This window comes from Burkholderia sp. Bp8991 (assembly GCF_003853795.1).
Taxonomy (GTDB): domain Bacteria; phylum Pseudomonadota; class Gammaproteobacteria; order Burkholderiales; family Burkholderiaceae; genus Burkholderia.
On record NZ_QTQJ01000032.1, the window covers coordinates 59,569 to 80,618 of the forward strand.

The 21,050-nt window shown below is 66.2% G+C and carries 17 protein-coding genes; 9 read left to right on the plus strand and 8 right to left on the minus strand.

Features of this window, described 5'->3' with window-relative positions:
- Positions 1 to 12: 12 nt before the first annotated feature.
- Positions 13 to 759, minus strand: coding sequence for a TetR/AcrR family transcriptional regulator (locus DIE02_RS28415; RefSeq protein ID WP_124529984.1), 747 nt, complete (start codon positions 757 to 759; stop codon positions 13 to 15).
- A gap of 171 nt (positions 760 to 930) precedes the next feature.
- Here DIE02_RS28415 and DIE02_RS28420 point away from each other — a divergent pair, with 171 nt between their 5' ends.
- The 6 genes from DIE02_RS28420 to DIE02_RS28445 all read left to right on the plus strand — a co-directional run bounded on the left by DIE02_RS28420 (position 931) and on the right by DIE02_RS28445 (position 7,944).
- A complete protein-coding gene (locus DIE02_RS28420; protein ID WP_059532493.1) occupies positions 931 to 2,112 on the plus strand; it encodes an isovaleryl-CoA dehydrogenase in 1,182 nt (393 codons plus the stop codon).
- 31 nt (positions 2,113 to 2,143) lie between these two features.
- Positions 2,144 to 3,751 (plus strand): carboxyl transferase domain-containing protein, encoded by a 1,608-nt coding sequence (locus DIE02_RS28425; protein ID WP_124488648.1) that lies wholly within the window; start codon positions 2,144 to 2,146, stop codon positions 3,749 to 3,751.
- A 19-nt stretch (positions 3,752 to 3,770) separates the two neighbouring features.
- Positions 3,771 to 4,556 (plus strand): enoyl-CoA hydratase/isomerase family protein, encoded by a 786-nt coding sequence (locus DIE02_RS28430; RefSeq protein ID WP_014898432.1) that lies wholly within the window; start codon positions 3,771 to 3,773, stop codon positions 4,554 to 4,556.
- Positions 4,557 to 4,592: 36 nt separating this feature from the next.
- Entirely contained in the window at positions 4,593 to 6,593 is a 2,001-nt protein-coding gene (locus DIE02_RS28435) for an acetyl/propionyl/methylcrotonyl-CoA carboxylase subunit alpha (protein WP_124529986.1), read from the plus strand.
- A gap of 581 nt (positions 6,594 to 7,174) precedes the next feature.
- Complete coding sequence (locus DIE02_RS28440; RefSeq protein ID WP_124488645.1) at positions 7,175 to 7,606, plus strand: STM2901 family protein; 432 nt, start codon at positions 7,175 to 7,177, stop codon at positions 7,604 to 7,606.
- Positions 7,606 to 7,944 (plus strand): DUF1493 family protein, encoded by a 339-nt coding sequence (locus DIE02_RS28445; RefSeq protein WP_124488644.1) that lies wholly within the window; start codon positions 7,606 to 7,608, stop codon positions 7,942 to 7,944. Before DIE02_RS28440 ends, DIE02_RS28445 begins: the two co-directional genes overlap by 1 nt.
- Positions 7,945 to 8,085: 141 nt before the next feature.
- Here DIE02_RS28445 and DIE02_RS28450 read toward each other — a convergent pair whose 3' ends face one another.
- Positions 8,086 to 8,397 (minus strand): hypothetical protein, encoded by a 312-nt coding sequence (locus DIE02_RS28450; RefSeq protein ID WP_124529988.1) that lies wholly within the window; start codon positions 8,395 to 8,397, stop codon positions 8,086 to 8,088.
- A 199-nt stretch (positions 8,398 to 8,596) separates the two neighbouring features.
- Between DIE02_RS28450 and DIE02_RS28455 the strand changes: the two genes are divergently transcribed.
- The 3 genes from DIE02_RS28455 (at position 8,597) to DIE02_RS28465 (ending at position 11,859) form a co-directional block, all read left to right on the plus strand.
- A complete protein-coding gene (locus DIE02_RS28455; protein ID WP_124529990.1) occupies positions 8,597 to 9,739 on the plus strand; it encodes a DUF2827 domain-containing protein in 1,143 nt (380 codons plus the stop codon).
- An 825-nt stretch (positions 9,740 to 10,564) separates the two neighbouring features.
- The gene (locus DIE02_RS28460) at positions 10,565 to 11,368 is read left to right on the plus strand and encodes an EAL domain-containing protein (RefSeq protein ID WP_044847404.1); all 804 of its coding nucleotides are present in this window, start codon (positions 10,565 to 10,567) and stop codon (positions 11,366 to 11,368) included.
- Between the two features lie 62 nt (positions 11,369 to 11,430).
- Complete coding sequence (locus DIE02_RS28465) at positions 11,431 to 11,859, plus strand: hypothetical protein (RefSeq protein ID WP_124523341.1); 429 nt, start codon at positions 11,431 to 11,433, stop codon at positions 11,857 to 11,859.
- 86 nt (positions 11,860 to 11,945) lie between these two features.
- Here DIE02_RS28465 and DIE02_RS28470 read toward each other — a convergent pair whose 3' ends face one another.
- From DIE02_RS28470 to DIE02_RS28495, 6 genes are all read right to left on the minus strand, one after another.
- Positions 11,946 to 13,910, minus strand: coding sequence for an FkbM family methyltransferase (locus DIE02_RS28470; protein ID WP_124529992.1), 1,965 nt, complete (start codon positions 13,908 to 13,910; stop codon positions 11,946 to 11,948).
- 23 nt (positions 13,911 to 13,933) lie between these two features.
- Positions 13,934 to 15,070: a DUF2827 family protein gene (locus DIE02_RS28475; protein WP_124529994.1), complete on the minus strand. Its 1,137-nt coding sequence runs from the start codon at positions 15,068 to 15,070 to the stop codon at positions 13,934 to 13,936.
- A 26-nt stretch (positions 15,071 to 15,096) separates the two neighbouring features.
- Complete coding sequence (locus DIE02_RS28480; protein ID WP_124529996.1) at positions 15,097 to 16,251, minus strand: DUF2827 domain-containing protein; 1,155 nt, start codon at positions 16,249 to 16,251, stop codon at positions 15,097 to 15,099.
- A gap of 14 nt (positions 16,252 to 16,265) precedes the next feature.
- Positions 16,266 to 17,411, minus strand: a complete 1,146-nt coding sequence (locus tag DIE02_RS28485) for a DUF2827 domain-containing protein (RefSeq protein WP_124529998.1) — start codon at positions 17,409 to 17,411, stop codon at positions 16,266 to 16,268.
- A gap of 403 nt (positions 17,412 to 17,814) precedes the next feature.
- A complete protein-coding gene (locus DIE02_RS28490) occupies positions 17,815 to 18,483 on the minus strand; it encodes an OmpA family protein (protein ID WP_124530000.1) in 669 nt (222 codons plus the stop codon).
- Positions 18,484 to 18,605: 122 nt separating this feature from the next.
- Positions 18,606 to 21,050 (minus strand): YadA family autotransporter adhesin (locus DIE02_RS28495; RefSeq protein WP_185702664.1); only part of this gene is annotated, 2,445 nt, incomplete at its 5' end.

Here is a 21,050-nt window from a genome sequence, read left to right on the forward strand (position 1 = left end):
CGCCTGCCGGCGTCACGGGCGTGACGCTTCGCCTTCCAGCCGCCGCACCGCTTCCGCGACTTCGTTCCTGAAGCGCACCAGCGCCGCCTGCTCCGGCGCGGGCGGCTGCACGGCCGCCCACAGCATGTCGATCAGCTGCGTGGCCGTCGTTTCCGTATCGAGCTTGCGGTGCCCGAGGATCGCATCCCACAGCACGTGCTCGATCGGCCCGAACACCATCGAGCGCAGCAGGCTCAGCGGCATGTCGCGGCGCACCTGCCCGGCCGCCTGGCCGCGCGCGAGCACGTCCATCAGCGGCGCCGTGTAGCGGCGTTGCAGCGCGGTGAGCTCGTCGCTCAGCGCATGCTGCTTCGCACGCCCCTCCGACAGCACCAGTGCGCACAGTCCCGTGCCGTTCACCAGCATCAGCCGCAGGTGCGTGCGCACGATGAACGCGAACTGCTGTTGCACCGGCGCGTCCTGCGGCATCCCGAGTTCGAACGCGGCAATGATTTCGTCATACCAGTCGGCGATCACGCGCGCGCACAGCTCGCGCTTGCCGCGGAAGTAGCTGAACACCGTCGCCTCCGACACGCCGACGCGCTGCGCGATCTCGGCGGCCGTCGCATGCTCGTAGCCCTTTTCGGCGAACACTTCGCGGCCGGCGCGCAGGATGTCCTGCACGCGCTGCTGGGACTTGCGCCCGGCGGGTGCGCGTGACGGCTCGGCGCGATCGGCTTTGGCGGTGGCGGTCATGGTGTCGGCGGTAGCGGCTGTCATCTCGCAATGATATCTGAGTGTCACTCAAAAAACTATTGACGGCAAGCCAGACGAGGCGCGAAACTGTGCAAAATTTCCGCTGTATTGGCTTAATGAATCGACGCATTGATCCGATTTGAGCGAAACTCAGAAATCGGCGCGTGCGACCCACTTTCTGGAGACGGAGGAGACATGATCAACCTGCCCGGTGTGCAATTCATGCTCGGTGAGGACATCGAGATGCTGCGCGACGCCGTCGCGACGTTCGCGGCGAAGGAAATCACGCCGCGCGCGGCGGAGGTCGACCGCACCGACCAGTTTCCGATGGATCTGTGGAAGAAGTTCGGCGATCTCGGCGTGCTCGGCATGACGGTGGCCGAGGAATACGGCGGCGCGAACATGGGCTACACCGCGCACATGGTCGCGATGGAGGAGATCTCGCGCGCATCGGCGTCGATCGGCCTGTCGTACGGCGCGCACTCGAACCTGTGCGTGAACCAGATCCACCGCAACGGCACCGACGCGCAAAAGCAGAAGTACCTGCCGAAGCTCGTGTCGGGCGAACACATCGGCGCGCTCGCGATGAGCGAGCCGAACGCGGGCTCCGACGTCGTCAGCATGAAGCTGCGCGCGGACAAGCGCGGCGACCGTTACGTGCTCAACGGCACGAAGATGTGGATCACCAACGGCCCCGACTGCGACACGCTCGTCGTCTACGCGAAGACGGACATCGACGCCGGCCCGCGCGGCATCACCGCATTCATCGTCGAGAAGGGGATGAAGGGCTTCTCGGTCGCGCAGAAGCTCGACAAGCTCGGCATGCGCGGGTCGCACACGGGCGAACTCGTGTTCCAGGACGTCGAGGTGCCGGAGGAGAACATCCTCGGCCAGCTCAACGGCGGCGTGAAGGTGCTGATGAGCGGCCTCGACTACGAACGCGCGGTGCTGTCGGGCGGCCCGACGGGCATCATGGCCGCGTGTCTCGACGCGGTGGTGCCGTATATCCACGACCGCAAGCAGTTCGGCCAGTCGATCGGCGAATTCCAGCTGATCCAGGGCAAGGTCGCCGACATGTACACCACGTTCCAGGCGTGCCGCGCGTACCTGTACGCGGTCGGCCGCCATCTCGACTCGGCGGGCAGCGACCATATTCGCCAGGTGCGCAAGGACTGCGCGGGCGTGATCCTCTACACGGCCGAGAAGGCGACGTGGATGGCCGGCGAGGCGATCCAGATCCTCGGCGGCAACGGCTACATCAACGAATACCCGGTCGGGCGCCTGTGGCGCGACGCGAAGCTCTACGAGATCGGCGCCGGCACGAGCGAGATCCGCCGGATGCTGATCGGCCGCGAGCTGTTCGCGGAAACGATGTAACGCCCCACGTCACGCGAACGGAGCCCCGTCGATGCCGATCATCGAATCGAAACTGAACCCGCGTTCGGAAGAATTCCGCGCGAACGCCGCGGCGCTGGAGGCGGTCGTCGCCGACCTGCGCGCGAAGATCGAACAGCTCGCGCAGGGCGGCGGCCCGGCCGCGCGCGACAAGCACCTGTCGCGCGGCAAGCTGCTGCCGCGCGACCGCATCGCGCAACTGCTCGATCCGGGGGCGCCGTTCCTCGAGCTGTCGCAGCTCGCGGCGAACGGCATGTACAACGACGACGCGCCGGGCGCGGGCGTGATCACCGGCATCGGCCGGATCGCGGGCCGCGAGTGCGTGATCGTGTGCAACGACGCGACGGTCAAGGGCGGCACCTACTACCCGATGACCGTGAAGAAGCACGTGCGCGCGCAGGAAATCGCCGCGGAAAACCGGCTGCCGTGCGTGTATCTCGTCGATTCGGGCGGCGCGAACCTGCCGAACCAGGACGACGTGTTTCCCGATCGCGATCACTTCGGCCGCATCTTCTTCAACCAGGCGACGATGTCCGCTGCGGGGATCGCGCAGATCGCGGTCGTGATGGGCTCGTGCACGGCGGGCGGCGCGTATGTGCCGGCGATGAGCGACGAGTCGATCATCGTGAAGAACCAGGGCACGATTTTCCTCGGCGGCCCGCCGCTCGTGAAGGCCGCGACCGGCGAGGAAGTGAGCGCCGAGGATCTCGGCGGCGGCGACGTGCACACGCGCCTGTCGGGCGTGGCCGACCATCTCGCGCAGAACGACGCGCATGCGCTGTCGATCGCGCGCAACATCGTCGGTCACCTCGCGCCGAAGATCGCGTCGCCGGTGGCGCTGCGCGAACCGAAGCCGCCGCGCTACGACGCGAAGAGCCTGTACGGCGTGATTCCGGTCGACACGCGCAAGCCGTTCGACGTGCGCGAGGTGATCGCGCGCATCGTCGATGATTCGGAGTTCGACGAATTCAAGGCGCGCTTCGGCACGACGCTCGTCACGGGCTTCGCGCACATCTGGGGCCATCCGGTCGGGATCGTCGCGAACAACGGCATCCTGTTCTCCGAATCGGCCGTGAAGGGCGCGCATTTCATCGAGCTGTGCTGCCAGCGCAAGATTCCGCTCGTGTTCCTGCAGAACATCACGGGCTTCATGGTCGGCCGCAAGTACGAGAACGAAGGCATCGCGCGGCATGGCGCGAAGATGGTGACGGCCGTGTCGAACGCGAAGGTGCCGAAGTTCACCGTGATCATCGGCGGTTCGTTCGGCGCCGGCAACTACGGGATGTGCGGCCGCGCATTCGGCCCGCGTTTCCTGTGGATGTGGCCGAACGCGCGGATCTCGGTGATGGGCGGCGAGCAGGCGGCGTCGGTGCTCGCGACCGTGCGCCGCGACGGCATCGAGGCAAAGGGCGGCGCGTGGTCGGCCGAGGACGAAGAGGCATTCAAGCAGCCGATCCGCGACCAATACGAGCGCCAGGGGCATCCGTACTACGCGAGTGCGCGCTTGTGGGACGACGGCGTGATCGACCCCGCGCAGACGCGCGACGTGCTGGGCCTCGGCCTCGCCGCGTCGATGAACGCGCCGATCGACGACACGCGCTTCGGCGTGTTCCGCATGTAACGGCCGGGAGGGCTGACCGATGCGATACGAAACGATCAAGGTAAGCGAAGCCGGCCGCGTGGCGACCGTCACGCTCGCGCGGCCCGACGTGCGCAACGCGTTCAACGAGACGACGATCGCCGAGCTGACCACCGCGTTCGAATGGCTCGACGCGCACGCCGGCGTGCGTGCGATCGTGCTCGCCGCGGAAGGCGCGGCGTTCTGCGCGGGCGCGGACCTGAACTGGATGAAGAAGATGGCCGGTTACTCGGACGACGAGAACCGCGCCGACGCGCGCAAGCTCGCGCGCATGCTCGAGGCGATCCATCGCTGCGGCAAGCCGGTGATCGCGCGCGTGCACGGCGATGCGTATGCGGGCGGCGTGGGTCTCGTCGCGGCGGCCGACATCGCGATCGCCGCCGACGGCGTGAAGTTCTGCCTGTCCGAAGCGCGGCTCGGGCTGATTCCCGCGACGATCGCGCCGTACGTCGTGCGGGCGATGGGCGAGCGCGCGGCGCGCCGCTACTTCACGACGGCCGAGGTGTTCGACAGCGCGCGCGCCGCGTCGCTCGGCTTCATTCACGACGCGGTGCCGGCCGATGCGCTCGACGAAACGGTCGCGAAGCTGGCCGCGACGCTCGTCGCGAACGGCCCCGACGCCGTGCAGGCGTGCAAGCGGCTCGTCGCCGACGTGGCCGGCCGGCCGCTCGACGCGACGCTGATCGAGCAGACGGCCGACTGGATCGCGCGCACCCGCGCCGGCGCGGAAGCGCGCGAAGGGATCGCGTCCTTCCTCGAGAAACGCACGCCTTCGTGGCGTGAATGACGGCGTGCCCCTAACTTTCCGGACGACATCGAAGCCATGTTCGACAAGATTCTGATCGCCAACCGCGGTGAAATCGCCTGCCGCGTCGCCGCGACGTGCAAACGTCTCGGGATCGCGAGCGTCGCCGTCTATTCCGACGCGGACGCGAACGCGAAGCACGTCGCCGCATGCGACGAAGCCGTGCACATCGGCGGCGCGGCGGCCGCGGACAGCTACCTGCGCATCGAGCGCATCATCGAGGCCGCGCGCGCGACCGGTGCGCAGGCCATCCATCCGGGCTACGGCTTCCTGTCGGAGAACGAGGATTTCGCGCATGCCTGCGAGGCGGCCGGCATCGCGTTCATCGGGCCGCCGGTCGACGCGATCGCGGCGATGGGCTCGAAGGCTGCCGCCAAGGCGCTGATGCACGCGGCCGCGGTACCGCTCGTGCCCGGCTATCACGGCGACGAGCAGGACGCGGCGAACCTGCATCTCGAAGCCGACGAGATCGGCTACCCGGTGCTGCTGAAGGCGAGCGCGGGCGGCGGCGGCAAGGGCATGCGCGTGGTCGAGCGCTCCGAGGACTTCCCGGCGGCGCTCGCGTCGTGCCAGCGCGAGGCCGCGAGCAGCTTCGGCAACGACCGCGTGCTGATCGAGAAATACCTGACGCGCCCGCGTCACGTCGAAGTGCAGGTGTTCGGCGACACGCACGGCAACACCGTCTACCTGTTCGATCGCGACTGCTCGGTGCAGCGCCGTCACCAGAAGGTGCTCGAGGAAGCGCCGGCGCCGGGGCTGCATGAAGACGTGCGCCAGGCGATGGGCGAGGCGGCCGTCGCGGCCGCGCGCGCGGTGAATTACGTCGGTGCGGGCACCGTCGAGTTCATCATGACGGGCGAAGCGTTCTACTTCATGGAAATGAACACGCGCCTGCAGGTCGAGCATCCGGTCACCGAGATGGTCACGGGGCTCGATCTCGTCGAGTGGCAGCTGCGCGTCGCAGCGGGCGAGCCGCTGCCGCTGAAGCAGGACGAACTGCGCGTGCAGGGTCATGCGATCGAGGCGCGTCTTTACGCGGAGAATCCGGCGCGCGGCTTCCTGCCGTCCACCGGCACGCTGAAGCACCTGCGGCTGCCGGAAGGCGTCGAGTTCGCGATCGGCGCGCCGGTGCGCGTCGACAGCGGCGTGCGCGAGGGCGACGCGATCACGCCGTTCTACGATCCGATGATCGCGAAGCTGATCGTGCACGGCGCGGACCGCGCGGAAGCGCTCGGCCGGATGCTGCGCGCGCTGCGAGCCTGCGAGGTGGTGGGCCTGCACACGAATGCCGCGTTCCTGCAGCGGATCGTCACCTGCGGGCCGTTTGCGAGCGCCGATCTCGACACGGGCCTGATCGAGCGTAACCACGATGCGCTGTTCGCACCGCAACAGCCGCCGCGCGCGACGCTCGCGCTGGCCTGCGCGGCACTGCTCGCGCGCGAACGCGGCGCGGCCGCACCGGAAGGCGCGTCGCCGTGGGGCGCGCTGCCGGACTGGCGGCTGAACGGCGGCTATCGCCGCACGCTCGAATGGCATGCGCCCGATCGCGAAGCGCACGTGACGGTCACCTACGAGGACGACGGCGGCAGCACGCGCCTCGCCACCGGCGACGCGGCCGCGCAGCCGTTCGCGTGGACGCGCGGCGCGACGCCGCTCGACTTCGACGTGACGCTCGACGGCGTGCGCAGCAGCGGCCGGGTGTATGCGGACGGCGACAGTTTCCACGTGTTCACGCAGGGTGTCGCCGAGACCTTCGAATGGCGCAACGTGCTCGCGCACGCGGGCGATGCCGAGCATGGCGGCGGCCGCCTCACTGCGCCGATGCCCGGCAAGGTGATCGCGGTGCTGGTCGAGCCGGGCCAGAAGGTCGAGGCCGGCACGCCGCTGATCGTGATGGAGGCGATGAAGATGGAGCACACGATCGGCGCACCCGGCGCGGGTGTCGTCGCGGAAGTGCTGTACGGCGTCGGCGACCAGGTCGCGGATGGCGCGCAGTTGCTGATGATGGCGGAAGATTGAGTGACGTGTGTGCGTGAGAGCCGCTGCCGACTCTCACGGATGGCGCAAGCTCCGCGCTTCGATGCAGAAAAAGGCCCGGCGTCGCAGCGGTGACCGACGCCGGCCATCGTGGCTCGTGCTGCTGAATCGTTACGGCAGCATCCTGTAGCGGGATGTCCGACGCAAATGCATCAGGACGATATCCGCATTTCGCGTTGACGGTCGCTTTCGTTGCCTGCAGAAAAAAACAATGATACGCACGCAACGCTGTCGAGGCTTTTGACAATTCAACTGTTTCCAACTGTTGACCGGCGGCACAGCGGCACCGTTTCGCACTGGTTCGTTTGCTGCAACGGTTGTTGAAGAATTGACAGCCGGCTTGTCCGGGCTGCTTCGTCAAGCCAAGCCGGCTTCTTCCTCTTGTAAATGAAGGGGGGCGAGCCACAGTAACCATCGTTTGCAAGCGTCAAAAAGGTCAGGCCGGCTCGAGAAGTGGTCGCATCTTCCTGCCCGCGTTCGAGTGATTAGGCTACGGTAACAGCCGGGGTGCAGCATGTGCGCTGCACACTCATCAAATGAGCGTTGCCGAGAGACGAATCGAGATGACGAAGAAATATAATTACGGGGTGCATGGAAACCTTACGCCACCAGAACTTTTTTTCCTGATTGTTATCGACGTAGCCTGCGATGAATTGGGTATCGACGACGCGGTCGGGATCGCAATGATTTTGCTGGGGCAACGATTCGTGCCGACAAGGGGAAAGTTTGGCGGAGCGGTCAAGGGAACCTCGATCGCATCGCGGGTTTCGCGGAGATTGCTGCCTTATGAGGTCAAGCACAAAATTTTGCCGACGGTGACGTCATTCAAGAGTCTTGTGCTTCTGAAGGTCAAATTTACCAGGGAACTCGGTGTATTTGTCGGGCGGGCCGTGCCGGTGGTTGGATGGGTTATTACCGCTGCCGACATATCGATCATAATGTATCGTTCTGCAGTCAAGTACAATGACTTGGTCAAGCCGGAGGATCGCATCTAATGGATGCTCGTCTAATCGAGATGGTGCGGGATGAAGCTGACTCACCATTGTGGGGCGAGCTCGAAATTTCTCCGGAAACAGATCTCTGTGTCGATCTCGAAATTTCCGATCGGGCTATGTTGCGGCTAATGAGAAGGCTTTCGGATGAATTCGGTGTTGATATGTCGGACTTCGATATAGATTATTACTATCCGTCGAGAAAAATGCGATTCGGTCAGTTTTTGATGGAGGTGCTGAGATCTCCGTTCAGTGCCGGCGCCAGGGATAAAATACTGGAGCGTCCGCTGACCATTAAAATGATGGAGTCTGCAATCGAGACCGGACGATGGAGGATATAACCGGTGCGAAAGCATCGCGTGTTGCGTCGGTACTTTCCAAAAGCGAAAAGGAGCCTGGAAGAAGAGAAGTTCCTGGGGGACGATCGTTAAAGGGAGCTCTGGCGCGGGAGCCCGGTGCACGGCGATGATGTCCTCATCGGTTTAGCGACGGGCGAAGGCATTCGCCGGCGTGCCCTTCAGCCACGCGAGCCTTGGCCCTTGAGCCCAGCGCTGTACCAGCAGTGTCATGTGAGCTCGGCTGAAACCGCTAAAGCGTCGCAGATAGCGCAGCACGAGCCCGCGGTGAGGCCGCTTGAGCTGATCGTAGCGAAAGCGCCGCAGCACGGACGCGACCCATTCGCGACGTTCGTGAGGGCACGCGGCGGGTGCAAAGTCGAGCGTCCGTGTGCCGTCGAGGACGGCGCGCACTTGGTCCAGGGCGCGGATTTGCGATTCGTTCAAATTGATGATCATCCGCCCTGGTGCTCCAGTGTCGGTCAATTCGCGCGTGTCGGGCCAACAACCGGCTCCTGTTCCATTGTAAACGCTGCCGCATCGCGTATGACCATGCCTGACAGTCTGGCGGCCGGCGCTCCGCTAGACTGGCGGATTGCTCACGTGGCCATTGCCGTGAGCTACACTGCATCCATTCAATCACGCCCCCGCCGACGAGATGAAGTCTCCTGCCCTGAACGGCCTGCGCATCGGTATCACGATCGGCCTGCGCGCCCCCGACGAAAGCCTGTGGATCAACGGCATCAAGCAGAACGCGTTGTTTCTCGCGAAGTTGTTGATGGCGTCGCCGCATGGGTATCGCGTGACGCTGGTCAACACGACCGACGTGGCGCTTACCGACGCGCTGCCTTGGGATCGCCGCGTATACGACACGCGCGCGTTCGCCGACATGAAGGATGCGCTCGACGTGGTGATCGAGCTGGGCGGTCAGATCGACGGCGAGCAGACGGCCTACCTGAAGGCGCGCGGCGCGAAGATCGTCAGCTACTGCTGCGGCTTCGAGTACATCACCTCGATGGAATCGATACTGTTCGGCCGCCGCATGTGGGATTCGCTGTTCATCAACCGCGGCTACGACGAATTGTGGGCCATTCCGCAGATCGCGGAGTCGTCGCTGCCGTTCCTGCAGTCGCTGCGCCGTTGCCCGGGGCGCGTCGTGCCGTTCGTGTGGGACCCGATGTGTCTGGAGGCGCGTGCACAATCGCTGCCGGAGCGTGGCGAATACCGGCCGCGCAGCGAACCGGGCAAGCGGCTGACGGTGATGGAGCCGAACCACAACGTCGTGAAGTTCTGCATGTATCCGATGCTGATCATCGACGAGGCGTATCGCCACGACCCTGACGCGATCTGCTTCACGCACGTGACGAACGCCGATCGCCTCGCGCACAACAGCCCTGAGTTCGTGACGCTGATGAACTACCTGGACATCGTGCGCGCGGGCAAGGCGAGCTTCGTCGGGCGTTTCGACACGCCGTTGTTCCTGGCCGACATGACCGACATCGTCGTGTCGCATCAATGGGCGAACCCGCTCAACTATTTCTATTTCGACGTGTGCTGGCAGGGTTATCCGCTCGTGCACAACGCGAGCCTCGTGCCGGACCTCGGCTACTACTATCCTGGCAACGACGTGCAGAAGGGCACCGAGGCGCTGCTGCACGTGCTGCATACGCACGACGACGACTGGCAAGGGTATGCGCGGCGGCAGCGCGAGATCCTGCGCCGCTATACGTCGGCGAACCCCGCGCTCGTCGTTGACTACGACGCGCTGCTCGCGAACCTCATCGGCGCGACGGCGGCATAAGGCAGCACGACGCGGCACGCGCCGCCGCCCGCGGCCAGCGGTGCGTTCGATCGCGATTTGCGCGATCGAGGCGGTCGGCTCGATTTCGCCGCCTGCCGTCAACCGGGTTGTCCCGGGTTAATGTCTGAAGAAATGAGCCGTTAAAAAAGAAACCGCCGAACCGGGGAGATTCGACGGTTTTTGAAGGCACGAATTTGACGGCTCCGAGGGAAGTCCGTCAAAAATAATTTTATAGGTTAACTAGTCGGAAAGATTGTTAAATATCTTTCGATCGATGGTTGCCGTATAATTCGACTTAATTATTGTCGTTCAAGTCAGTCGGATTATCATTCAAATATTTTCAATATCGTTTGAAACGGCAGAATTGAATTCTGTGGAGACCGAATGCGTCGTCGCAACGCAATGGCTGCACGGTTTGCCAGCGGCTGCGAGCAATCCGGTCGTCGGGTCCGGGTAGCGTTTCGCTGGCGCGCATTTGTCATATGATATTTCAAACATCCGATTTTTGAAACGGGTCTTGCGATAAATCGATTCACCCGAAGATGTTCGGATGGTGCAAATAACCAGTATCGATCGGAGTATCGTCGACGTTTTTGTGTAACCTGTCGCACTGTTGTCGACGTGCGCGTGTGGTGTATTTTCGGTGTTTGAATATCATTGACAATATCTGATTTGACGGCACGCCGGAATAAAAAGTACGCTCCCGAAAAAGATCGAAAAAGAGGTTGGGCCGGGTAGGCGGTGGTGCGCGTCGTGGTCGGCTCGCGCCACATGTATCGAGAGCGCGGGCCGTCATCGGCGGTCCGACAATTGCCGGAGCGCCGGATGAATGCGGTCGAACCTCGCCTGGAGGCGAACAGCGTAGCGAATCGGGACGAGATCGATCTCGTATTCGGCGCGCCTGACGATCACCCCGACCTTGCGTCGGTACGCAGTTTCGTCGAAAGCCGGCTCGGATTCGCGCGAGAGCCGGTTTGCCGCGCCGATTTGTCGGGCGGCGTGCTGTATCACGAATGCCTCGCGCGGCTGCGCTGGGGGGCGCGCGATGTCTTGCCGCCGCTCGCGTTCCTGCCGCGCCTCGAATCGCTCGGGCTGATGCGCTGGTTCGACCGGCTCGTGGTAGGCCGGACGATCGACGCGCTGCGCGCCGATCCGAAGGCCGTGTACGGCTGCAACGTCACGGCGACGAGCGCGGTCGTGGACGACGCGTGGCTCGCGCTGTTCAGGCGGCTCGAGCGCGAGCCGTCGGTCGCGGCGCGGCTGGTCGTCGAAATCACCGAGACGGGGCCGCTGAACCCCGTCGCGGGCCGGTCGTTCGTGAACCGGTTCCGCCAGGCCGGGTGCCGCGTCGCGATCGACGATTTCGGTGTCGGCTTCAGCGCGCTGAACAACCTGGTGGTCGGCAATCCCGACATCGTGAAGCTCGACAGGTCGGTCCTGTCGCTGATCAAGCGCAACGCGATCGGGCGCTACCAGTTTCGCCGGCTGATCGCGTTCGCGCACGAAAGCGCGCGGCACGTCGTCGTCGAAGGCGTGGAGAACGAGATCGACCGGCAGATCATCCTGGATTCCGGCGTCTCATGGGCGCAGGGCATCCGCTTTACATGGCGGTCACCGGCCGCCGCATGACGCTGCGGCGCGGGCGCGGCGCGCCGGCATCGGACAACAAAGAATTGAATAGGGGCGTGGGCATGGCGGCGACGAAGAAGGCCGGGCACGGAACGGGCACGCAGGCGGCCGATGCGCGCGAGCTCGTCGCGATCGCCGAACTGGCCGAGATGCTGGAGCAACTCGGCGCCGACGCGATTGACGCGACCGTTGCACCGGTCGACGTCATGCCGTTTCTCCACGGCCTGAAGGACGTCTCGCAACACATTCACCGGATGAAGCCGCTCGATGCCGACGGTCGCGAGCGCGCGGCGCGACACTATTTCGCCGGTGTGTTCGCGGGCGCTTGCGGCGACGATTCGGCGATCGCATGCGGCGTATCGGGCAGCCTGGCGCAACAGGCCGGCGCTGTCGGCCCCGCGGCGGCACGTTGTTTCGCGAGGCTTGCGCGCATCGGCCGGCGGCATGGCCGTGCGTTCGCCGAGCGACGGGGCCAGCGTGTGCCGGCTTGACGCCGGTTCGCGCATCAAGTCCTCGTCAGGTTCTCGTCACACTCTTCAGGAGTACTGCCGCTTGCGTCGCGCGGCAAGGTCACTCGTCAATCCTTCCCGAATCCACCCAGCACGAGCGCCAGCGCACGGTCGACCGCATCGTCCCAGCGGCCCGGATGCGCGGCGCGCACGATCCGGATTCCCGGGTACAGCGCGGTACGCGAGCCGGTTTCCCAGCGCGCATCGGCTTTCGGGCTCAGCAGCAGGACGGCCGGCACGCCCAGCGCGCCGGCCAGGTGGATGTGCGCGGTGCAGGTGGTGACCACGGCGTCCATCGCGAGCATCAGTGCGGCCAGATCGCTGAAATCGCCGATCGCGTGATGCGGGAACGTGACCGGCAGATCCGACGGCTCGGACTGCGCGGCGATGTCGCGGTTGATGCAGTATGCGGCATGGCCGCGCAGCCGCGCGAGCGGCGCGAGGTCGCGCAGGCTGGCCGCGCGCAGGAAGCGCGCATCGCTTTCGTCGCGGCCGCGCCAGTTGAGGCCGATGCGGCGCGTGCCCGGCGCGTTGCCGTCGCGCGCGACGCGTTCGCGCCATGCCGTCACCCGTTCGGGCGGGCACGACAGGTAGGCGGCCGGCGCGCCGGCCGGTGCCGGCGCGTAGCCGAACTGCGCGGCCAGCACCAGGAACGAACACCAGTAGTCGTGAGCGATCTGCGACGTGTCGACCCACGCGCCGTGTGCGGCGACGACTTCGATGCGCGGGAACGTATGGCGCATCAGGTCGGCCAGCGCGGCGGGGACGATGACCGTCACCGCCACGCCGTCGAGCGCATGCAGGTAGCGCGCGTACTGGAGCTGGTCGCCGACCCCGCCGTAGCTGATCACGAGCAGCCGCTTGCCGCGCAGCGGCTGGCCGTCGTAGAGCCGTTCCGTCGGCAGCCCGAACCGTGCGGCCGTCAGCACGTTCTCGCTGGCGATGGTCGCGCGCGCGGCTTCGTCGCGCCGGCCGGCACGCAGCAGGAGCGCCGAGCGCGCGAGTTCGACGCGCCCGCGCAGCGCATCGGGCAGCGCGGCCGGTTCGCCGATGCGTTCGAGTGCCGCGAGCCCGGCATCGGGCGCGCCGGCGAAGCCGTAGCACGACGCGAGCTGGAACGCGATCGCATCGTCGTCGAGGCCCCGGCCGCGCGCGCACAGCCAGCGGGCGATCGCGTGGCCCCATTCGCAGCGGGATTCGTGGTCGAGCGCGCAGTTCCAGTGCGTTTCGGGCGCGTCGTCGGCCTCGGCTGACACGGCGGCATTCGCGTCATCGTCTGCCCGGGCGGATACGCGGCCGACCGGCTCGCCCGAGATGAACAGGCGTTGCCGGTCCCAGCGCGGGTTCGGCACGCACAACAGATTCGGCCCGTCGAACCGGTAGAACGTGTAATCGAGGCCGGCGAACGTATCGATGACGCGTGCGTCATCCGCGTTCCGGCAGGCGATCCAGCACCACGGCAGATGCGTTTCGATCAGCAGGCGCGCGCCGTGCAGCGCGTCGATCTCCATCCCGTCGATGTCGAGCTTCAGGAAATCGAGGCGCGGCAGGCCGAGCGAATCGAGCCTGACGGCCGGGGCGGGTGTGCCGTCGGCCGCGTGCGCGTCGACGCGTGCGGCCGGTTCGGCGCCGGCGGGGTGCCCGCCGTCTGCGTCGGGCACCGTCATCGTGCCATTGCGGCTCGCGAGCCCCATGTTCAGCAGATGAAGGTTGTCGAGCCGGTTGAGCGCGACGGTGCCGCCGAGCGCATGGAACAGCGTGCGCCGCGGCTCGAACGCATGGACGTGGCCGCCGCGATCGCGCAAGCGTTGCGCGATCGGCACGCAGACGAGTCCCGCATTCGCCCCGCCGTCCACCGCGAGCGCGCCGTCGGGCAACTGGTCGATCACCTGCATGATCGTGTCGAGTTCGCCCTGGTTGTGCGGCCGGCCGGTCTCCAGCAGCGCGTCGGCCTGCCGCGTGCTGTGCCGGTCGATGACGAACGGGCCGTGGATCGAATCGATCACGACGAAGTGGCGGACGGTGTGCTTCATGAGCGGAGGGCGAACGGGCGCGGTCAGACGAGCGCGCGCCCGGCGAACAGGCGCTGGATCTGCCCGGAATACGCGCGGACGTTGTGGTCGGCGAGCGTGTCGACCTGCTGCAGGCAGCGGCGGGCCGCTGCCGCGTAGTCGTCGAGCCGCGCGTCGTGCGTCTGCGCGGCGGTCGCGATCGCGCGTGCCGCGTCGAAGATCTCGAAGTCCGGGTAGTAATAGCCGACGTCGCGTAGGAACGGCGAGTTGTGCACGAGCGGATAGTTGCCGTACAGCGCGTCGTACAGCAGGTAGTTCAGGCCGTTTTCCCAATGGTGCGACACGACGATGTCGGTGTGATGCGCGGCCCACGCGACGAACGGCGCGCGCACGTCGGCCGTCGCCTTGCCGTCGCGCACCATCTCGAGCCCGAGCGCGAGATGCTTGAAGGCGACGTTTTCCTTCTTGTCGAACGTGTTGGTCATGTACACGTGTTCGACGAGCTCAGGATGCTCGACGTAGCACGCGTTCGCGGCCAGCATCGGTACGATCGAACTCTTCACGACGTTCAGGTTCGGCTCGAAGAACGCGATGCGCTTGGCCGGACCGTGGTTGCGGTAGCCGAAGCGCGCCTTCAGCTCGGGGTCGGCGTCGAGGCTGCGTTCGATGAAGTACGGCGACCAGATGTGCGGCAGTTCGATCACCGGCGCGCGATATACGGCCTGGAAGTAGGCCGCGCACGTGTGCATGTGCTGCGGGTTGGTCCAGATCTCGTCGAACTGCACGCGATTCGGGTTCGGCCGCCAGTTGTTCTTCTCGAAATTGATCGTCTCGACCGCGATCACGTAGTCGTTGCCGAAGCGGTACGACACGCACTTGCCGCCGCGCCGGCGCACCGCGTCCGTGTGCGACGGGTCGACGAACGCGTTCATCTCGATCAGCAGGTCGGTCTGGTGGACGATCGCCGACAACGGCCGCAGCGCGTCGCCGAACGCGTCCATCATCAGCGCCTGCGGGTAGTCGGTGATGCCGTCGTCGTGCGCGAGCCACACTTCGCCGATCAGCGGCGAGCGTTTCAGCAGCATGTACAGGTACACGCAATGCTGGTTCGCGCCGTTGTACCAGATCGACTGCGTCGCGTCGCGCTGCACGTTCATCGTAATCGCGACATTGATTTTCATCGGCGGCTCCGGGCGGACGGTGCGCGTCAAGCGTCGCGATAGAGCGACGCGATCGCGTCGGAATACGCGGCGACGTTGTCGGGGTTGTAGATGCTGACCGAGTCGAGCACGTGCTTCGATTGCTCGCGGTATGCATCGAGATTCGCGTCGTGTTCGGCAAATGCCCGCAGCAGCGCGCGGCCGCCGGCCTGGCAGTCGAAGTCCGGATAGAAATACCCGGCCTTGCCGAGGAACGGCGAGTTGTGGATCAGCGGATAGTCGCCGTACAGCAGTTCGTAGTACAGGTAGTTCTGCGCGTTTTCCCACGTGTGCGACACCACCGCGTCGCCGTAGGCGGCCATGAACTCGTACACCGCGTAGCGGCTTTCGAACGTCGTGATCCCGTGGTTCACGATGTCGAGACTCTTCGCGAAATGAACGAACGTCGTATGTTCCTTCAGGTGCAACGTATTGCACACGCGCACGAATTCGACGAAATCGGGCTTCGCGCGATACGCTTCCTCGGTCACCAGCATCGGGATGATGCTCGTCTTCACCATGCAGATGTTCGGCTCGAACATCGTCACGCGCCAGCGCGGCTTGCCGGGCTGATAGCCGAACGACAAACCGGCGCCGAGCGTCGCGCGTGCCTTGTCGAACAGCATCGGATGCCAGATGTGCGGGACGATCGTCACCGGCGCGCGCAGGCCCGTCTGGTAATAGTGCAGGCACGAGCGCTCGAATTCCGGAATCGTCCAGACCGCGTCGTACGGCGCGCCCGAGAACAGGAAGCCCGACGGCTTGTCAAACATCGCCCGCTCGATGTCGATCACGTAGTCGTTGCCGACCCGCATCGTGACGACCTTGCCGCCGCGGTCGCGGAACGCGCGCAGGTAGTCGGCGCCGAACTGCGCGCTCATTTCGATCAGCACGTCGCAGCGCTCGAGCGCTTCGTCCATCGACAGCAGCGGCACGTCCCATTCGCCGAGCATCATCTGCGGATCGGCGAGCTGTTCGCCGCCGTTCACCATCACGGCTTCAGCGACGAGCGGCGACTGGCGCAGCAGCAGGATCAGCAGCAGGCAGTTCTGGAAGATGCCGTTTTCCCACAGCGACTGGCCGGCGCCGCGCACGAACAGCGACACGCCGACGACGAGACGCTTGCCCTCGCCGGGCGCTTGACGGGCATTGGAGTCCGACATGCGTATTCTCCGGTTCAGGCGACCAGACGCGAGACGAACGCGTCGAGGTTCGCGGGGTTGTCGATCGAGACCGACCGCAGCAGCCGGTCGGCTTTCGCGCGGTAGTCGTCGAGCTGCTCGTCGTGATGCAGCCAGGCATCGAGCAGCACGCGGCCGCCTGCGGCAGAATCGAAGTCCGGGTAGTAGTAGCCGGCGTCGCCGATCAGCGTCGAGTTGTGGATCAGCGGATAGCCGCCGTACAGCACGTCGTAGTACAGATAGTTCTGCGCGTTTTCCCAGTGGTGGGACACGACGGCGTCCGCGTGGCGCGCCATGAAGCCCGGCAGGTCGATGCGCGGCTCGAACGTCGCCTTGTGCTGGCGCACGAGGTCGAGGCTGTTCGCGAAGTGCACGAAGGTCGGATGGGCCTTCATGTGCATCGAGTTGACGACGAACAGATGCTGCACGGCCTCCGGATGCGCGCGGTAGAGCTCGTCGCACGCGAGCATCGGGTAGTGGCAGGACTTCACGACCGAGATGTTCGGCTCGAGCGTGGCGAGATTCCACGGGCGACGGCCGGGCCGATAGCCGAACGTCAGCCCTTCGCTCGCCAGCGCGGCGATGCGGCGATCGAGGAAGTACGGCGACCAGATATGCGGCATCAGGTGCACCGGTGCGCGCAACAGGGTTTGCAGCATCGGTGCGCCGGTCTTCTCGTACTGCGGCAGCAGCCATACTTCGTCGAACGGCGTGTCGTTGAAGATGTGTCCCGACGGCTTGCCGAAGATCGGTGTTTCACCCAGGCCGGCGTAGACGTGTCCGCAGAAGAATGCGACGAGTTTCTTGCCGAGCGCCTTCATGTGCCTGCGCCATTCGAGCGGCAATTGCGCGCCCATCTCGATCACGACGTCGAGGTCGTGCGTGACGTCGGAAGGCTTCACGAGCGGCACGTCGAGGCCGTCGAGATCGAGCCCGGCCGGAAACGCGTTGGCGTCGCCGCCGTTCAGGAAATAGACGGGGCCGACGCGATCGGAGCGCTTGAGCATCATCGCGAGGAACGCGATGTTCTGGTGAATGCCGTTTTCCCAGATCGCCTGGCCGTCCCGCGCGAACAGCGAGATGCCGACGGCCGGCCGTTGCTTGCGGGTGCCGCCCGAGGCGGCTTGATTGATGTCCGTCACCGGTTGGTTTCCTCTGCGGCGTCGTGCGTTCGGCCGTGGTCGCGAAACGGCGCGCCGTGGATTGTCGTGGTTGTGTTCGCGCCGGCGCGCCGGAATATGCGTCGAGCGGCGCGGATCGCGGGGCGGCCGCCGGATTCCGGTGTGTCGTCGGGCGGGTCACGGCGCGCGACGCGGGCGGAACGGGAACGCCTCGGCAGCTGTCTGCGGCGATTGTGGCACGGAAGGCGCCGTCTTGTGGAGGGGGCCTGACGAACTTTGACATAGCCGCCCGCGCGGGAGCCGGGGCCCCGGCGAAGCGGGGTCGGTGCGGTCGGGCGGGGTGGCCGGCGGGGCGGCTGCGCGTTGCCGGTCGAGGCCGTCGCGTGCGGGCGCGGGGTGCGCCGGGGCCGCGACGGCCGGCTGCTCAGCGCTGCAGCGAGATCTCGACGCGGCGGTTGCTCGCGCGGCCTTCGGCCGTCGCGTTGGACGCGACCGGATCGGCACTGCCGCGGCCCGTGACCGACACGGCCTGCGCTTTCAGTCCGTGTGCCTTCAGGTAGCTTGCGACAGTTTCCGCGCGGCGCTTCGACAGCGCGAGATTGGCGGCGTCGTTGCCGACCGAATCCGTATGGCCGGTGACCGTCACCTGCGTGTACGTGCGGTCTTCGCGTTCGTTCAGCAGCTTGTCGAGCGACGCGCGCGCGGCCGGCGTGAGCGTGGCCAGGCCCGTCGCGAACAGCGCGTCGCCCGCGAGGTTGACGCGTTCGACCGCGGCCGGCGCGGGGGCCGGCTCCGCCGCCGACGCAGCTTGGGCCGGCGCGGCGCCGCACTGGAACACCAGCGTCGCGGGATCGGAATTGTCGCGCAGCGCGCGGGCGGAATCGACGGTGCGCACCGGCTGGTCGCCGCAGATCTTGCGGGCGGCCTTCATGCAGGTCTGCGGGCCCGACAGCAGGCCGTGGCAGTCCACCTGGAAGGTGCGCACGCCGTCGCGTGGCTGCAGTTCGGAGGCACTGAAGGTCGGGCCGGATGCGGTCGAGCACGCGGCGAGGGCCAGCGCGGAAAGCGCGAGCGCAAGAGCGAGTTTGTTCACGGTTACGTCCTCAATACTTGGGTTGACTGAAGCCCGCCGCGCGTTGCGCGGCGGGCTCGTCCTGCCGTCGGGGCCCCCTGGCGCCGCCGGCTCGCGAGCCGGCGGCGTGGCGGCGCGACGGGTTACTTCCACTGGTACAGCATGCCGGCGCCGATCACCTTCTGACCGCCGCTGAAGCCGCCGTTGATCGACGCCTTCAGGTTCTCCGTGATGCGCGCCTGCATGTTGACCGCCATCGCCTTCTGGCCGAGGAAGGTCGACGTGCCGATACCCATCCCGAAGTTGGCGTCGCGATCGAGCTGCGGGATCGACGCCATCGCGCCGACGGCCGCGATACCCTGCTTCGCCATCTGGTCGGTCTGCTGCAGTTGCGAACCCAGCGCGTTGATCTGCCCTTGCTGGCCGGACAAGGCGGTCGACAACGTCGTCTGCACCGCCGTCAGCTGGTTCACGTTCACCGCGTCGGTGCCTTGCGTACCCGGCGCGACGTTCGTGATCTGGCGCTGCTGCGTGTCGCTGCCGACCGACACCACGTTCGAGCGACCGCCGTCGTTCGAATTCGCGCCGATCGCCACCGAGTTCGAGCCGGCGGTGACGGTCGGCCGGTCGTTGCCGGTGCCGTTCATGTCGGCCGCGATGCCGGTGTTGTTCGCCGCACGTGTCGTGTTGTTGTTGATCGTGGTCGACAACTGGTTCACCTGATCGCCGAGGTTCGTCACGCCGGTCGACAGCGAAGCCACCGTGCTGTTCGTCGTGCTCAGGCCGGTCGACAGCGAGCCGATGCCGGTCGAGGTCGACGTCGACAACGACGTGAGGTTGCTGTTCGTCGAGCTGAGGCCCGTCGACAGCGAGTTGATCGCCGTCGAGGTCGACGTGGACAACGACGTGAGGTTGCTGTTGGTCGAGCTGAGGCCCGTGGACAGCGAACCGATGCCGGTCGACAGCGACGCGATGTTCGACGCGGTCGACGTGGACAGGCTGTTGACCGCCTGGTTCGTCGCGTTGAGCTGGCTGCCGTTGATCGCGTCCGTGCTGGTGGCCGATACCCGGCCTGCCGCGACGTTCGTGATCTGGCGTTCCGCACCCGGTGCGCCGACGCTGAAGACGCCCACTGGCGAGGTGCCGTAGACCGGGTACGTGATGCCGCCGACCGTGACGCTCGATACGCCGACGGCGTTGCCCGTGGTCGAGTTCGCGCCCATCGCGATCGAGTTGGCGACATTGGCCTGCGCGTTCGTGCCGAAGGCGAGGGCGTCGGTTGCCGTGGCCTTCGCATTCGAGCCGTAGGCCTGGGCGCCGATCGCGCTGGCCGTCGCCTGATTGCCGAGCGCGATCGTGTTGTCCGCGGTGGCCTGGTTTGCGCTGCCGAGGGCGAGCGCGCTGTTGCCGGTTGCCGTGTTCGCGTTGCCGAGTGCCACTGCGCCGGTGCCGGTCGCCGTGTCGTTCGCGCCCAGCGCCACTGCGCCGGTGCCCGTCGCGATGCTCGGGTCGCCGATCGCGACCGCGCCGTCGCCGCTCGCGGTGTTGCCGGAGCCGATCGACACCGCCTTGCCGCCGGTGGCCGATGCGTTCTGGCCGATGGCGACCGCGCCCGCCGTCTGCGCGTTCGAGCCGTCGCCGACTGCCACGCTGCTGGCGCCTGCCGCGCTGGCGTTCACGCCGGCTGCCAGCGAGTTGACGCCCGTCGCGCCGTCGTTGGCGTAGTTGCCTTGCTGCGTGCCGTTGTCGTTGACGCTGTAGTAGTGCGTCTTCGCGGCTTCGATCGCGGTCGAGGTCGAGGTGGACAGCGACGTGATCGAGCTGGTGGCCGTCGAGAGACCCGTCGAGGTCGACGTGGACAGCGACAGGATCGTGCTGGTGGCCGTCGAGAGACCGGTCGAGGTCGACGTGGACAACGAGTTGATCGAGCTGGTTGCCGACGACAGGCCGGTCGAGGTCGACGTGGACAGCGAGCTGATCGAGCTGGTCGCCGACGAGAGGCCGGTCGACGTCGAAGTCGACAGCGAGGCGACCGAGCTGTCGGTCGAGCTCAGGCCCGTGGACAGCGACGTGACGCTGCTTGCGGTCGACGTGGACAACGACGTCAGCGAGCTGTTGGTCGAGCTGAGGCTGGTGGACAGCGAGCCGATCGAGCTGGTCGCGGACGACAGGCCGGTCGAGGTCGAGGTGGACAGCGAGCTGATCGAGCTGGTTGCCGACGAGAGGCCGGTCGATGTCGAAGTCGACAGCGATGCCACGGTGCTATCGGTCGAACTCAGGCCCGTGGACAACGAGCTGATGCCGGTCGAGGTCGAGGTGGACAGCGAGCTGATCGAGCTGGTCGCCGACGAGAGGCCGGTCGACGTGGAGGTCGACAGCGAAGCGACCGAGCTATCGGTCGAGCTGAGGCCCGTCGACAGCGAGCTGATGCCCGTCGAGGTCGAGGTGGACAGCGAGCTGATCGAGCTGGTTGCCGACGAGAGGCCAGTCGACGTGGACGTCGACAGCGAAGCGACCGAGCTATCGGTCGAGCTGAGGCCCGTCGACAACGAGCTGATGCCCGTCGAGGTCGACGTGGACAACGAGCC

What these genes read in the sequence shown, in the direction of transcription:
- DIE02_RS28415 (WP_124529984.1), bottom strand. Translation starts at nt 759, where the DNA reads ATGACAGCCGCTACCGCCGACACCATGACCGCCACCGCCAAAGCCGAT.
- DIE02_RS28420 (WP_059532493.1), top strand. Translation starts at nt 931, where the DNA reads ATGATCAACCTGCCCGGTGTGCAATTCATGCTCGGTGAGGACATCGAG.
- DIE02_RS28425 (WP_124488648.1), top strand. Translation starts at nt 2,144, where the DNA reads ATGCCGATCATCGAATCGAAACTGAACCCGCGTTCGGAAGAATTCCGC.
- DIE02_RS28430 (WP_014898432.1), top strand. Translation starts at nt 3,771, where the DNA reads ATGCGATACGAAACGATCAAGGTAAGCGAAGCCGGCCGCGTGGCGACC.
- DIE02_RS28435 (WP_124529986.1), top strand. Translation starts at nt 4,593, where the DNA reads ATGTTCGACAAGATTCTGATCGCCAACCGCGGTGAAATCGCCTGCCGC.
- DIE02_RS28440 (WP_124488645.1), top strand. Translation starts at nt 7,175, where the DNA reads ATGACGAAGAAATATAATTACGGGGTGCATGGAAACCTTACGCCACCA.
- DIE02_RS28445 (WP_124488644.1), top strand. Translation starts at nt 7,606, where the DNA reads ATGGATGCTCGTCTAATCGAGATGGTGCGGGATGAAGCTGACTCACCA.
- DIE02_RS28450 (WP_124529988.1), bottom strand. Translation starts at nt 8,397, where the DNA reads ATGATCATCAATTTGAACGAATCGCAAATCCGCGCCCTGGACCAAGTG.
- DIE02_RS28455 (WP_124529990.1), top strand. Translation starts at nt 8,597, where the DNA reads ATGAAGTCTCCTGCCCTGAACGGCCTGCGCATCGGTATCACGATCGGC.
- DIE02_RS28460 (WP_044847404.1), top strand. Translation starts at nt 10,565, where the DNA reads ATGAATGCGGTCGAACCTCGCCTGGAGGCGAACAGCGTAGCGAATCGG.
- DIE02_RS28465 (WP_124523341.1), top strand. Translation starts at nt 11,431, where the DNA reads ATGGCGGCGACGAAGAAGGCCGGGCACGGAACGGGCACGCAGGCGGCC.
- DIE02_RS28470 (WP_124529992.1), bottom strand. Translation starts at nt 13,910, where the DNA reads ATGAAGCACACCGTCCGCCACTTCGTCGTGATCGATTCGATCCACGGC.
- DIE02_RS28475 (WP_124529994.1), bottom strand. Translation starts at nt 15,070, where the DNA reads ATGAAAATCAATGTCGCGATTACGATGAACGTGCAGCGCGACGCGACG.
- DIE02_RS28480 (WP_124529996.1), bottom strand. Translation starts at nt 16,251, where the DNA reads ATGTCGGACTCCAATGCCCGTCAAGCGCCCGGCGAGGGCAAGCGTCTC.